Below are 13,080 nucleotides of genomic sequence, written 5' to 3' on the forward strand. Positions count from 1 at the left end.
GTCACAGTGAGGCCAGCACCTCTCGCAGCGCGGCGATCACCCGGTCCTGCATCGCTTCCGGGAGCGAGGGGTACATCGGCAGCGAGAAGATCTCCTGGGACAGCCGCTCGGTGACCGGCAGCGAGCCCTTCGCGTATCCGAGGTGCGCGAAGCCGGACATGGTGTGGCAGGGCCACGGGTAGCTGATGTTCAGCGCGATGTCGTGCGCCTTCAGCGCCTCGATGATCCGGTCCCGCTCGGGGTGGCGGACGACGTAGACGTAATAGGAGTGCGTGTTGCCCTCGTTGGTGCCCGGCAGCTGGAGCCGGCCGGGGCCGGTCAGATCGCCGAGCCCGGCCTCGTAACGCCGGGCCACGGCATTGCGGCCCTCCAGATAGGTGTCGAGACGGGTCAGCTTGCGGCGCAGGATCTCCGCCTGCACCTCGTCCAGACGGGAGTTGTGCCCCGGAGTGCGGACGACGTAGTAGACCTTCTCCATGCCGTAGTAGCGCAGCTCGCGCAGGGCTTGGTCCGTCGCCCGATCGGAAGTGATCACCGCGCCGCCGTCGCCGTACGCGCCGAGCACCTTGGTCGGGTAGAAGGAGAACGCGGCCGCGTCGCCCAGGGTGCCCACGAGGTCGCCGTGGTGGCGGGCGCCGTGCGACTGCGCGCAGTCCTCCAGGATCTTCAGCCCGTACCGGTCGGCGAGCGCCCGCAGCGGGGCGAAGTCCACGCTCTGCCCGTACAGGTGCACCGGCAGCAGCACCTTGGTGCGCTCGGTGATCGCCGCCTCCACGAGGTCCGTGTCGATGAGGAAGTCCTCCTCGCGTACGTCCACGAAGACGGGGACCGCGCCGGCGCCGAGGATGGCCACGACGGTGGGAGCCGCCGTGTTCGACACGGTGATGACCTCGTCGCCGGGGCCCACGCCCAGGGCCTCCAGGGCCAGCTTCAGTGCGTTGGTGCCGTTGTCGACGCTCGTGCAGTGCGCCGCGCCGTGATACGCGGCGAACTCCTCCTCGAACCCCTTGACGCTCCCGCCGAGGATCAGCTGACCGGAGCCGAAGACCTGCTCCACGGCGTCCAGGATGTCGGCCTTCTCCTTCTCGTACTCCGGCAGGTAGTCCCACACACGCGTTGTCACTGTCGTACCTCCAGGTACTGGTCGTTCACGAGGGAAGGGAAGCGGTCCGCCGGACACGCCCTGGGTCCTGTCGTCGGACTCCCGTCGTCGCCCGGAGGGCGGCCGGGAGTCCGCCGACAGGGCCTAGGCCGCCGCCGGGGCGCCGAACCAGCGGCCCAGGGCGGACCGGAGACCCGCTTCGTCGGACCCGGCCCACGCCACGTAGCCGTCGGGCCGCACCAGTACGGCCCCGGCGTCGGCGAACGTGTCCACGTCCCTCTCCGTCGCGGGCGCCCCGGTCACGGTGACCACCCGGTCCTTGTGGCCGGCGGCCGTCCTGCCGAGCCCGGCGTCGCCGGACAGATCCAGCAGCACACCCTGGGCCGCGCGCAGCAGGCCCGTGGTGTCCCGGTCGCCCGAGGCGGTGCGCAGCACGCGGTGCGGCAGGCGGCGGCCCGTGAGGGGGTGGGCCTCGGCCGGCGGCCTGTCGCCCATGCCGTCGTAGCGCACGTCGAGGCCGGTGACGATGCCCGCCAGATGCCGCCTCACCTCGTCGTGGGCGAGCAGCTCGGTGAAGAGCTCCCGCATCGGGTCGGCCTCGGGGCCGCCGAGGAAGATCTGTCCCTGGGCACGGGTGTTCATCAGCAACCGCTCGCCCACCGGGTGGCGTTCGCCGTGGTAGGTGTCCAGCAGCCCGGCCGGCGCCCAGCCCGTCACGGTCGCCGCGAGCTTCCACCCGAGATTCACCGCGTCCTGGACACCGACGCTCAGCCCCTGCCCGCCCGCGGGCAGATGGACGTGGGCGGCGTCCCCCACGACCAGCACCCGACCGCGCCGGTACACCTCGGCCTGCCGTGTGGCGTCGGTGAACGAGCTGACCCAGTCCGCCTGTCCACCGGAGATGTCCTCACCGGTCAGCCGCTGCCAGGCGGCAGCCACCTCGGCGAACTCCACCTCCTGGTCGCGCCCGGCGGGCAGGGTGCCGTGCTCGCACACGATGATGCGGTCCACACCCTCGCCGAGCGGGGCGGCCATCACCATGCCTCCGTCGAGCAGTTCGCCAAGGAAGCGGGGGCGCAGCCCACAGCCGCGCACATCGGCGAGGTACATGCCCCGGGTGGCGGGGGTGCCGGGGAAGCCGATGCCGGCCGCCCGGCGCACCGGGCTGTTCCCGCCGTCCGCGCCCACCAGGTAGGCGGAGCTCAGCCGTTGTTCCCCGCCGGCCCCCCGGGCGGTGATCCGGACCCGGTCCGGGGCCTCGTCGAGTGCGGTGAACTCCCAGCCGCGCCGGATGTCGACGCCGAGCTCCACCGCCCACGCCTCCAGCACCGCTTCCGTCTGCGACTGGGGTATGCCGCGCGCCCCGAAGTGGCCGCCGTCCAGGACGGTGTAGTCGAACTGCACCCCGCCGAAGTGGCCGACGGGGCTGGTCTCCAGGCCGGGGAAGCGGGTGTCCAGGCCGCGCTGGGCGAACGACTCCAGCGCGCGTGCGGTGAATCCCAGCCCGCGCGACTGCCCGGTGGGCCGCTCCAGCTTCTCCAGTACGACGACGGAGGCGCCGCCGAGGCGCAGCTCGCCGGCGAGCATCAGCCCGCTGGGTCCTGCGCCGACGATGATCACGTCCGCGGTGAGCGGGTCTCGGTCCGTCTCGCTGTGCACGGTTGCTCCCTCGATGGGTGGGGCGGTCGGTTGGCCGTCGGGTGCCGTCACAGGGCACCGGCTGTCTCGGCGGTGCTGCCGTCCTTCGCGGACTTCCACCGGTTCGGATGGGAGCGGTACCAGTCGACGGTCGACGCGAGCCCGGCGTCGAAACCGATGCGCGGGGCGTAGCCCAACTCCTCGCGGATCTTGCGGTCGTCCAGGGCGTAGCGCAGATCGTGCCCCTTGCGGTCCTCGACGTACCGGATCATCGAGTCGTCGGCTCCGCAGAGCTCCAGGATCCGACGGGTCAGGGAGAGGTTGTCGAGCTCGTTGCCGCTGCCGATGTTGTAGATCCCGCCGGCCTCGCCGCGGGTGAGGACCAGGTGCAGTGCCCGGCAGTGGTCGTCGACGTGCAGCCACTCGCGCCGGTTGCGGCCGTCTCCGTAGACCGGGACGGGCATGCCTTCCAGCAGGTTGGTGACGAAGCGGGGGATGAGCTTCTCGGGGTGCTGGTGGGGGCCGTAGTTGTTGGAGCAGCGGGTGACGGAGACGTCCAGGCCGTGGGTGCGCCAGTAGGACCGGGCGATGAGGTCGGAGCCCGCTTTGGACGCCGCGTAGGGGGAGTTCGGCAGCAGCGGCTCCTCCTCCGTCCACGATCCGGCCGCCAGGGAGCCGTACACCTCGTCGGTGGAGACGTGCAGGACGCGTTCCACGCCGCTGTGCAGTGCGGCCTCCAGCACCGTCTGGGTGCCGAGGACGTTCGTACGGACGAACGCGGCGCCGCCCGCCACCGACCGGTCGACGTGGGACTCGGCGGCGAAGTGCACCACCGCGTCGTGGCCGGGCAGCAGCTCGCGGAGCAGAGGGCCGTCGCAGATGTCGCCCCGGACGAAATCCAGGCGGGGGTGCGCGGCGGGAAGATTCTCCCGGTTGCCGGCGTACGTAAGAGCGTCGACGACGGTGATACGCAGGTCGGCCGCGACACCGTAGGCGCCGTCGAGCAGGGAGCGCACATAATGGGAGCCGATGAATCCGGCCCCGCCGGTCACCAGAATTCTCATGCCAATTCCCGGTTCTCTGTGGACGTGCTCGAAGTTATTCCGTGCATGCGGCGGAGGGCTTCTCCCGGGTCAGGCGGCGGTGATCTCCATGACGTACTGGCCGTACGGGGAGCTGGCCAGGTTGCGGCCGAGCCGGTGGCAGGCGGCCCGGTCGATGTACCCCATCCGCCAGGCGATCTCCTCGATGCAGGCGATGCGCACGCCCTGACGGTGCTCCAGGAGCTGCACGTACTGGCCCGCCTCGGTGAGGGCGTCGTGGGTGCCGGTGTCCAGCCAGACGAAGCCCCGTCCGAGCTCCACCAGCCGGGCCGTACCGCGTTCCAGGTACGTCCGGTTGACGTCGGTGATCTCCAGCTCGCCACGCTCGGAGGGTTCGAGACCGCGCGCGATGTCGATCACGCTGTTGTCGTAGAAGTAGAGACCGGTGACGGCCAGGTTGGAGCGGGGCCGTGCGGGCTTCTCCTCCAGCGAGGTGAGCCTGCCGTCGGCGTCGATCACGCCCACGCCGTAGCGCTCCGGGTCGCGCACGGGGTAGCCGAACAGCACGCAGCCCTCCACGTCGCGTGCGTTGCCCTGGAGCACCTCACCGAAGCCGTAGCCGTGGAACAGGTTGTCGCCGAGCACCAGGGCCACCGAGTCGTCACCGATGTGGTCGGCCCCGATCAGGAAGGCGTCGGCGATCCCGCGCGGTTTGTCCTGTTCGGCGTACGTGAGGTTCAGACCCAGCTCCGAGCCGTCCCCGAGGAGCTTGCGGAAGCCGCCCAGGTCGTCGGGTGTGGAGATGATCTGGATATCGGTGACGCCCGTCAGCATCAGCACGGACAACGGGTAGTAGATCATCGGCTTGTCGTAGACCGGGAGCAGTTGTTTCGAGACGCCGAAGGTGATCGGCTGCAGCCTGGTGCCCAGGCCGCCGGCCAGGATAATTCCCTTCACTACTCTGTCTCCATTCAGTTCGCGCGATTTCCCGGTGCGCATTCCCGTGCAAGTGAAAGGAAACCGACTACAGGATCTTGGGGGTGCCGGAGAATGGCAAGGCAATTCAGGTCAGGGGATTGTCAATTCCCATGTCAGTTCCCCTGTCAGTTCGCGTGCCGATCGCCGCGGAGATCTCCTGGCCCCGCGCGGCGTCCGCCTTCCGGTGGGCCGCGGGCCCGAACCAGCGGCGCAGCGCGTCGTGCGCGCCCGCCCAGCGGTCGGCCGGGGTCCGGCCCCCCACCCAGGCGACGTGGCCGTCGGGCCGAACCAGCAGGGCCGTGGCCGACGACAGGGCGTCGCCGGGCCGGGGCCGGCCGCGGGCGAGGACGACCCGGTCCGTCCAGCCCGCCACCACGGCCGCCGAACCGGCGTCCGCCGTGACGGGGCCGGGCCCCAGGTCGAGGAACAGCCCGCGTCCGGACCGCAGGAGCGCAGGCGTCCACACCTCTCCGGAGCCGGTGTCCAGCACCGAGGGAGGCAGCCGCCGCCCGAGCAGCGAAGGCTCACCGGGTCCGTCCGCGTACCGTATGTCCAGCCCGGCGATCGCCGCGGCCAGGTCCTCCCGTACGGGCGCGAGCGCCAGCAGTTCGGCGCACAGAGCCCGCAGCGGCTCGGCCTCCGGACCGCCGAGCAGCAGGTCGGACTGGGCCCGGATGTTCGCCAGCACCCGCCGCCCGGTCGCGTGACGCTCCCGGTGGTAGCTGTCCAGCAGCCCCTCGGGCGCCCGCCCGCCGGCTTCGAGCGCCAGCTTCCAGCCCAGGTTGAAGGCGTCCTGGAGTCCGAGGTTGAGGGCCTGGCCGCCCACCGGCATCTGCTGATGGGCGGCGTCGCCCGCGAACAGCACCCGGCCGTGCCGATACCGCGTGAGCTGCCGGTTCGCGTCGCCGAAGGAGTTCAGCCACAGCGGTGTGCCGCCGCTGATGTCGTCCCCGGTGACCCGCTTCCAGGCGGCGGCGACCTCCTCGAAGCCGGGCGGGCCCGAACGGGGGCGGACCGTGCTGCCGAACTCGTGGACCATCACCCGCGTCACCCCCTCCCGGGTGGCGGCGACGGCGAGTCCGCCGGGCAGCCGCTGGAAACGCCGGTTCTCGATCCGGACGCCCCGCACATCGGCGCGCAGCATCTCGCGCCCCGCCTCCCGCCCGGCGAGTTCGGCGCCCACCAGCTCCCGTACGGTGCTGAGTTCGCCGTCGCAGCCCACCAGCAGGCAGCCGCGCAGCCGCACCACGGACCCGTCGGCGGCTTCGGCCTCCACGCTCACGCCGGTGGCGTCCTGGGCCAGGGCGCGCACGCGCAGACCGCGCCGCACGTCGGCCCCGAGATCGCGTGCCCACCGTTGGAGAAGCTCCTCGGTACGGGTCTGCGACACCTTCCACTGGCCCGGGTGGCTGCTGGGCAGGGTCAGGTCCAGGGGCAGCCCGCCGTAGTGCCCGCGGGGCTCGTTCGCGGGGATGCCCAGCTCCGCCAGCAGCCCGCGGGAGTCGAGGATCTCCATGGTGCGCGCGTGCAGGGTGGAGGCCCTCGACTCGGTGGTGGGTCCCGGCCGGTCGTCCACGACCACCACGCCGGCCCCGCCGAGCCGCAGTTCGCCGGCGAGCAGCAGTCCGACGGGGCCCGCGCCGACGACGATGACCGGAGCGGCGGGGGCCGTGGCCGCCCCCGGCTGCGTACCGTTGCCCGTCGTCATACCCGGCGCTTCTGCTCCGCGTAGTCCTTGGCATGGCCCAGCGTCGCCCTGCTGTTGGTGCTCAGGGCGCTCTGGACGTACGCCTTGGCGTCGGCGACCGTGGCGTCGTCGCCGAGCACACGCGCGATGTTGTCGGTGTTCAGCACCACGGTGTGCTGCGAGGTCGCCGCGACCGTGTCGCCCTCCTGGGAGAACGTCCACACCCCCGTGTGCAGGGTCATCAGAGCCGGCAGCGTGACCTGCTTGTACGCGATGGTGCTCGCCGGGAGGCACACCCGGTACGACTTCGTCGTGTGCGTGGAGCCGTCCTTGGCCCGGGTGTCCATCTCCAGGATCTGCAGTCCCGGCGACACCTCCTCCAGCCGGACGCTCGCCACATGCGGCAGGCGCTCCTCCCAGCGGTCGCCTTCGTTGATGAAGTCGTAGAGGTCCTTGGCCGCGCCGTCGACGCGCACCGTGTCCTCGAAGGAGAAGGTGATCTCCTCGGCGGCTTGTGCGAACTCCACGTTCTTCTTCAACGCGGCTAGTTCAGAACGGGAGTTGCGGTCCACGGCCTCGTCGATCCAGGCCAGCGACTCGGGATCGTCGTCGATCGCACGGTAGTCGTGCAGCAGCCGGACGCGCGACTCCCGCTCCGACAGCGGCTCGATGATCCACGTGCCGCCCATGGCCGCCACCGGCGGGCTCGTCACCTCCTGGCGGAAGGTGATGCGCAGGGCCTCGGGATCCAGGGTGCGGCGGGAGACCCAGTGCTTGGCGGCGCCGTTGGCCGTCGCCCAGATCTGGATACGCTCCTCACGGTCACCGCGTTCGACGTGATCGACGTAGATGGTCGGCGGGAAGATCCGGGGCCAGTTCTCGACCTCGGCGATCAGCCGGTAGACGTCGGCGGCCGCGGCGAGCACGGTGATATCGTGCTCGACCTCTCGGGTGGTCATCGTCGGCTCTCCAAGTCGCTTGTGCGGAGGGGGCAGTGGGGTGTCATCAGAAGTTGCCGAGGCCGCCGCAGACGTTCAGGGCCTGTGCGGTGATCGAAGCGGCCGTGTCCGAGGCCAGGTAGCCGACCAGGCCGGCGACCTCCTCGGGGGTGGAGTAGCGGCCGAGCGGGATCTTCGCCTGGAACTTGTCGAGGATCGCTTCCTCGGTGGTGTCGTACGCGGCCGCGTAGCCCGCCCGCACCCGCTGTGCCATCGGGGTCTCGACGTAGCCGGGACACACCGCGTTGACGGTGATGCCGGTGGGCGCGAGCTCGTTGCCGAGGGCCTTGGTGAATCCGACGACGCCGTGCTTCGAGGCGGAGTACGGGGCGCCGAGCACCACGCCCTGCTTGCCCGCCGTGGAGGCGATGTTGATGATCCGGCCCCGGCTCTTCTCCCGCAGGCCGCCGGTGGTGAGGACCTCGCGGGTGAGCCGGAAGACGCTGTTGAGGTTGGTGTCGATGACGTCGTGCCACAGCTCGTCGCTGATGTCGGCGGTGACTCCGCCGCCGGAGCGGCCCGCGTTGTTCACCAGGACGTCCACACCGCCGAACTCCGCGACCGCCGCCCGCACGAACGCCTTCACGTCCTCGTCGGAGCGGACGTCGAGCGTGGTGCCCGCGGCCTGGTGGCCTTCCTCGCGCAGCTGCTTGACGGTGGACGCGACGTTCTCGTCGTTGCGGGCGCCGATGAAGACGCGATGCCCCTGGGCGGCCAGGAGGCGGGCGACAGCCAGACCGATTCCGCTGGTGGCTCCGGTGATCAGGGCGACGGGCCGGTACTGCGACATGGTCACTTCTTTCCTGCGGAGGGAAGGGGACGTTGCTGCGGAGGGGGCTTTCCTGCCGAGGGAGGCGGGGGAGAGGCGGAGTGCCCGGTGGGTCCCTGCGCTGCCGCCCCGTGCCGCCGTACGGAAGCCTCAGGCGGCGATGCCGGTCTGCGCGTTGACCGCCTCGATCAGCGCCCGTGGCGTGCTCGCCGTGGCGAGGGCGTCCTCGTCGAGCGTGATGCCGTACTCGCGCTCGATCCGGCTGCCGGTCTCCAGAAGGGCGAGGGACTCGTAGCCCAGCGCCTCGAAGTCGACGTCGAGGATGTCGTCGTCGAGGTCCACGCTCTCGTCGGCGCCCGCGCCCTCACGGAGGATGCGGCGCAGTGCGTCGAGGGTGAATCCGGTGGTTGCCATGGTCTGCTCCCTTAGCTTCTCGTCCGAACTGTTCTTGTGGTGCTGCGCCGTGGTGCTCTGCCCCGGGCGGATCGCCCGTCCGGCGGTCATGCCGCCGCGCGGACCACCACCGCGGAGTTGAACCCGCCGTGGCCGCGCGCCAGGACCAGCGCCGTCCTCACCTCGGCGGTGCGGGACTGCCCGACCACCAGGTCCAGGCCCAAGGAGGCGACGGGCTCGACGTTGACCGTCGGCGGGATCAGCCCCTCCTCCATGGCGAGCAGCGCCGCGGCCAGATCCAGCGGCGCGGCCCCCGAGCACAGGCGGCCGGTCATGGTCTTGGGCGCGGTGACGGGCACCCCCCGCGTGCCGAACACGGCGGTCAGTGCCTCCGCCTCGACGCGGTCGAGTTCGGGTACGGCCGCCGCGTCCGCGAAGACCACGTCCACCTCGTCCGGTCCGGTGCCCGCGTCCGCCAGCGCCAGCTCCACGGCCTTCCTCAGCCCCGGCGGGCGACCGCTGCCGGGAGCGGGGTCCGTCGTGGCCCCGTACCCGGCGATCTCGCCGTACACCTTCGCCCCGCGAGCCCGGGCCGCCGCCGCCGACTCCATGATCAGGATGGCCCCGCCCTCGCCCGCCACATGGCCCGAGGCGTCCGCGTCGAACGGCAGATAGGCGCGCGCGGGCTCGCTGCGCGTGCTCAGGCGGCCGCTGGTGAGCTGGGCGACCCAGCCCCACGGGCAGAGCGACGCGTCGACGGCGCCGGAGACGATCAGCGGGGTTCCCTTGCGGATCTGCCGGCGCGCCTGCGCCACGGCGTCCAAACCGCCCGCCTGGTCGCTGACGACGACCCCGCAGGGGCCCTTCATGCCGTTGCGGATGGAGATCTGGCCGCTGTTGACCGCGTAGAACCAGGCGAAGGACTGATAGGCGCTGACGTACTGACTGCCCTGGCTCCACAGCTTCTGCAACTCGCCCTGGCCGAACTCGAATCCGCCCGACGAGCTGGCCGTGACCACGCCCATGTCGAAGGAGTCCCGCTCCCCGGGGGCCACACCCGCGTCGGCGAGCGCCCAGTCGGTGGCCACCAGCGCCATCCGGGTCATCCGGTCGGTCTGCGGGAGCAGCCGGCCCGGCAGCAGGTCCTCGGCGACGAATCCAGGTACCTCGCCCCCCAGTTGGGCGGGATAGCCGGAGACGTCGAAGCGTGTCAGGCGGGCGATGCCGCTCTTGCCGCTGCGGGTCGCCGCCCAGAAGTCCTCGACGCCGAGTCCGTTGGGGGCGGCGACGCCGAGCCCCGTCACCACTACGGGTGCGTTCATGCCGCGCTCCTCTCCGGGCGGGCCAGGACCATCGCGCTCTGGAAGCCGCCGAACCCGCTGCCCACCGTCAGGACCGCGTCGGTGAGCTGCTCGCGCGCCTCCAGCGGCACGTAGTCGAGGTCGCACTCGGGGTCGGGGGTGTGCAGGTTCGCCGTGGGCGGTACCACGTGGTGCTCCATCGCGAGCGCCGACGCGGCGATCTCGATGGACCCGATCGCGCCCAGCGAGTGGCCCACCATCGACTTGATGGAACTGACCGGCGTCCGGTAGGCGTGGTCACCCAGGGTCCGCTTGAACGCGGCGGTCTCGTGGCGGTCGTTCTGCTTGGTGCCCGAACCGTGCGCGTTGACGTAGTCGATCTCGGTGGGGTTCATCCGTGCCTCGTCCAGCGCGAGCCGGATGGCCTCCGCCATCTCCGCCCCGTCCGGCCGCAGCCCGGTCATGTGGTACGCGTTGGAGCGCGTCGCGTATCCGGCGATCTCCGCGTAGATGTGCGCCCCGCGCTTCCTCGCACTCTCCAGCTCCTCCAGTACGAAGATCGCGGCCCCTTCACCGAGGACGAATCCGTTGCGGGTGCCGTCGAAGGGGCGGGAAGCGCGCTCCGGGTCGTCGTGCCGCGGCGTGGTGGCCTTGATCGCGTCGAAGCAGGCCATGGTGATCGGCGAGATGGGGGCGTCGGACGACCCGGCGACCATCACGTCGGCGGAGCCCTCACGGATCAGCTCCACGGCGTACCCGACGGAGTCGATGCCGGAGGTGCAGCCGGTGGAGACCACGGTGCTCGGCCCCTCGGCGCCGACCGCGTGGGCCACTTCGACCGCGAACGAGCTGGGCACCAGGTAGTTGTAGAGGTGCGGTACGGCGTATTCGTGGTCGACCAGATGCAGCTTCCCGCCGTCACTGACGACGTTGTACTCCTCGTCCAGTCCCATCGTGGCTCCCACGGCGCTGCCGACCGTCACCCCGACCCGGTGCGGATCCAGGTCCGCGAGGCCGATGCCGCTGTCGGCGACCGCCCCCCTGGCGGCGACCACCGCGAACTGCGCGGCCCGGTCCATGCGGCGGATCTCCTGGGCGCTCAGACCGTGGAGACGCGGATCGAAGTCGATCTCCGCGGCCACCCGGGAGCGGTACGGCGACGGGTCGAAGAAGGTGATCCCCCTGGTGGCGGTACGGCCGTTGCTCAGGAGCTCCCAGAAGTCGCGTGTGCCGACGCCTCCCGGAGCCAGCACCTCGATACCGGTGATGACCACGCGTCGGGCGGTCATGCGGAAGCCTCCCAGCGGTAGAAGCGCCCCGCCATCGCGTCGGCCGGCGAGCGCCAGGTGGCGGGGTCGTAGGCCTGGATGAACGGCTTCAGCTCCTCGCTGATCCGCACGAAGCGGGGGTCCGTCTTGGCCTCCTCGATCAGGTCGCCGCCGTTGTCGCCGTCGAAGTCCTGGAGGTGGAAGTAGAGGCCGCGGTAGGCGAAGAGCTGTCGCCTGCGGGTGCCCATCCGGTGCGGCATGTCCGTGCGGTCGAACTCGGCGAAGCGCCCGGCGACGTCGATGCTGGAGTCGGGATCCATCCGGGCGACTATCAGGGTGCTGTGCATGGGGCGGTCTCTCCTAGAGCAAAGTGACAGGAAAGCGAAAGATCACTTTCGAACAGGTGTTCGATCATGCGCGCGGAGTCGGCGCCGGCCCGAGCGGTGCCCGGGAGAAGGAAGTGCGGCAGGACGCCGTCGGAGCGGGGTGCGCCGGGGCGGGGCGGCCGGGTCCGGAGCGGCCGGGGCGGGGCCCGTGGCAGCTCCGGGGCAACGTCCTCAACCCTGTCCGACGGTCCGGCCCCCGGGCAAGGAAAGCCTGTTCAGGAGTTGGTCAGGTTTCACAAGTGCTGCTGCGCGCTGGTGCACCGGGTCAAGCCGGCGTCAAGTTTGTGTCCACCATCGGCAGAGCCCCTTGGGATCCCGTTGACATGGATCCCAAGGGGCTCGGGGTGGGGCTGGAGTGTCTGCGCTCCTGCCGGATCAGGCGTGGCCGAGGCGGAAGCCGACGCCGCGCACGGTGATCACCCAGGTGCTGGCGCCGAGCTTGTTGCGCAGGGTGCTGACGTGGGTGTCGACGGTCCGCCGGGACCAGGAGTCGCCCCAGACCTGCTGCATCACGTGCTTGCGGGGGATGACACTGTCGGGGTTCGCGGCGAGGAGGTGCAGGAGGTCGAACTCCTTGCGTGTGAGGGTGATGCGCCGGCCGTCCAGGGTCACTTCACGCGAACCGGTGTCGATGACGAGCGCCCCGTGCCGGATGGTGGTGGGAGGCGGGCCTGCGGCGGGCGCCGGCGCCGCCCGCGCTCGCCGCCGGGGGTGGCGGGCCCTCCGCATCACCGCGTCCATCCGGGCCATCAGTTCCTGGAACCCGTACGGCTTGGTCAAGTAGTCGTCGGCCCCGGCCTGAAGCCCCAGCACCCGGTCCAGCTCGGTGCCGCGCGCGGTGACCGCGATGATCGGGACGTCGCACGCCGCGCGGACGGTGCGGCAGACCTCCAAGCCGTCCAGATCGGGCAGGTCGAGGTCCAGCAGGATCAGGTCGGCGTCCTCGTACGCCCGGAGAGCGGCGCCGCCCGTGGCGACGCTGACCGCCTCGTGGCCGTGTCTGCGCAGCCCCCGGGTGAGGCACTCTGCTTCCTTCGTATCGTTCTCCACTACCAGTAGGCGCCAGGAATCTGACGCGGTATGCCCCCCGTGTACGGCACGGCCGTCACCCGGTTCCTGCGGATGAGATCCCCCGGAACCGTGAGGAGCAGGTACGAAAGACGCCAGCATATTGCTGGAACGCTGGTTCATTTTCTCCCCTAGCTCGTCAGCTGAGTACCACTCCAGCGTTCGAACCTACAAACCACTCCTTCGGTTTGTCAAAGATTAACTTGAGGGGAGGCTGGTGAGTGGAATACGGAAAGAGATGTCAAGGAACGGGGGGTTAAGTATGCGTCCAGGAGTGCATGGAGCCTGTGCCGGAGAAGCGACATTACGGCTCAATCCGCAAGACTCTCCACTCTCCGGATGGGTGGAATTCAATATTCCGATTGCTGGGGGAGCCGCTTTCTCTTTCGTTCTCGCACGGCCCCGTGCCGGTGGACGGGGTGCCGGTCGGTGCAAAGTGGCCGAATCAT

12 protein-coding genes are annotated in these 13,080 nt (G+C 70.7%); all 12 read right to left on the minus strand.

Annotated elements, in window-relative coordinates:
* Position 1 precedes the first annotated feature (1 nt).
* Positions 2-1,123, minus strand: a complete 1,122-nt coding sequence (locus tag D581_RS0125385) for a DegT/DnrJ/EryC1/StrS family aminotransferase (RefSeq protein ID WP_026290901.1) — start codon at positions 1,121-1,123, stop codon at positions 2-4.
* Between the two features lie 123 nt (positions 1,124-1,246).
* A complete protein-coding gene (locus D581_RS0125390) occupies positions 1,247-2,761 on the minus strand; it encodes an FAD-dependent monooxygenase (protein ID WP_018959997.1) in 1,515 nt (504 codons plus the stop codon).
* A 47-nt stretch (positions 2,762-2,808) separates the two neighbouring features.
* On the minus strand, positions 2,809-3,804 hold the full coding sequence (gene rfbB, locus D581_RS01000000137705) for a dTDP-glucose 4,6-dehydratase (RefSeq protein WP_032753010.1): 996 nt from the start codon (positions 3,802-3,804) through the stop codon (positions 2,809-2,811).
* A gap of 69 nt (positions 3,805-3,873) precedes the next feature.
* Complete coding sequence (gene rfbA, locus D581_RS0125400; protein WP_018959999.1) at positions 3,874-4,740, minus strand: glucose-1-phosphate thymidylyltransferase RfbA; 867 nt, start codon at positions 4,738-4,740, stop codon at positions 3,874-3,876.
* 106 nt (positions 4,741-4,846) lie between these two features.
* Positions 4,847-6,469, minus strand: a complete 1,623-nt coding sequence (locus tag D581_RS0125405) for an FAD-dependent monooxygenase (RefSeq protein ID WP_018960000.1) — start codon at positions 6,467-6,469, stop codon at positions 4,847-4,849.
* Positions 6,466-7,407, minus strand: coding sequence for an aromatase/cyclase (locus tag D581_RS0125410; RefSeq protein WP_018960001.1), 942 nt, complete (start codon positions 7,405-7,407; stop codon positions 6,466-6,468). Before D581_RS0125410 ends, D581_RS0125405 begins: the two co-directional genes overlap by 4 nt.
* A 46-nt stretch (positions 7,408-7,453) precedes the next feature.
* Positions 7,454-8,236, minus strand: a complete 783-nt coding sequence (fabG, locus tag D581_RS0125415) for a 3-oxoacyl-ACP reductase FabG (RefSeq protein WP_018960002.1) — start codon at positions 8,234-8,236, stop codon at positions 7,454-7,456.
* Positions 8,237-8,365: 129 nt separating this feature from the next.
* The gene (locus D581_RS0125420; RefSeq protein ID WP_018960003.1) at positions 8,366-8,629 is read right to left on the minus strand and encodes an acyl carrier protein; all 264 of its coding nucleotides are present in this window, start codon (positions 8,627-8,629) and stop codon (positions 8,366-8,368) included.
* Between the two features lie 86 nt (positions 8,630-8,715).
* Positions 8,716-9,930: a ketosynthase chain-length factor gene (locus tag D581_RS0125425; RefSeq protein ID WP_018960004.1), complete on the minus strand. Its 1,215-nt coding sequence runs from the start codon at positions 9,928-9,930 to the stop codon at positions 8,716-8,718.
* A complete protein-coding gene (locus tag D581_RS0125430) occupies positions 9,927-11,198 on the minus strand; it encodes a beta-ketoacyl-[acyl-carrier-protein] synthase family protein (protein ID WP_018960005.1) in 1,272 nt (423 codons plus the stop codon). Before D581_RS0125430 ends, D581_RS0125425 begins: the two co-directional genes overlap by 4 nt.
* Positions 11,195-11,524: a TcmI family type II polyketide cyclase gene (locus D581_RS0125435; protein ID WP_018960006.1), complete on the minus strand. Its 330-nt coding sequence runs from the start codon at positions 11,522-11,524 to the stop codon at positions 11,195-11,197. The genes D581_RS0125430 and D581_RS0125435 overlap by 4 nt, the downstream gene beginning before the upstream one ends.
* Positions 11,525-11,938: 414 nt before the next feature.
* Positions 11,939-12,613, minus strand: coding sequence for a response regulator transcription factor (locus tag D581_RS0125440; protein WP_018960007.1), 675 nt, complete (start codon positions 12,611-12,613; stop codon positions 11,939-11,941).
* Between the last annotated feature and the right edge of the window lie 467 nt (positions 12,614-13,080).

It is taken from the genome of Streptomyces sp. CNB091, from assembly GCF_000377965.1.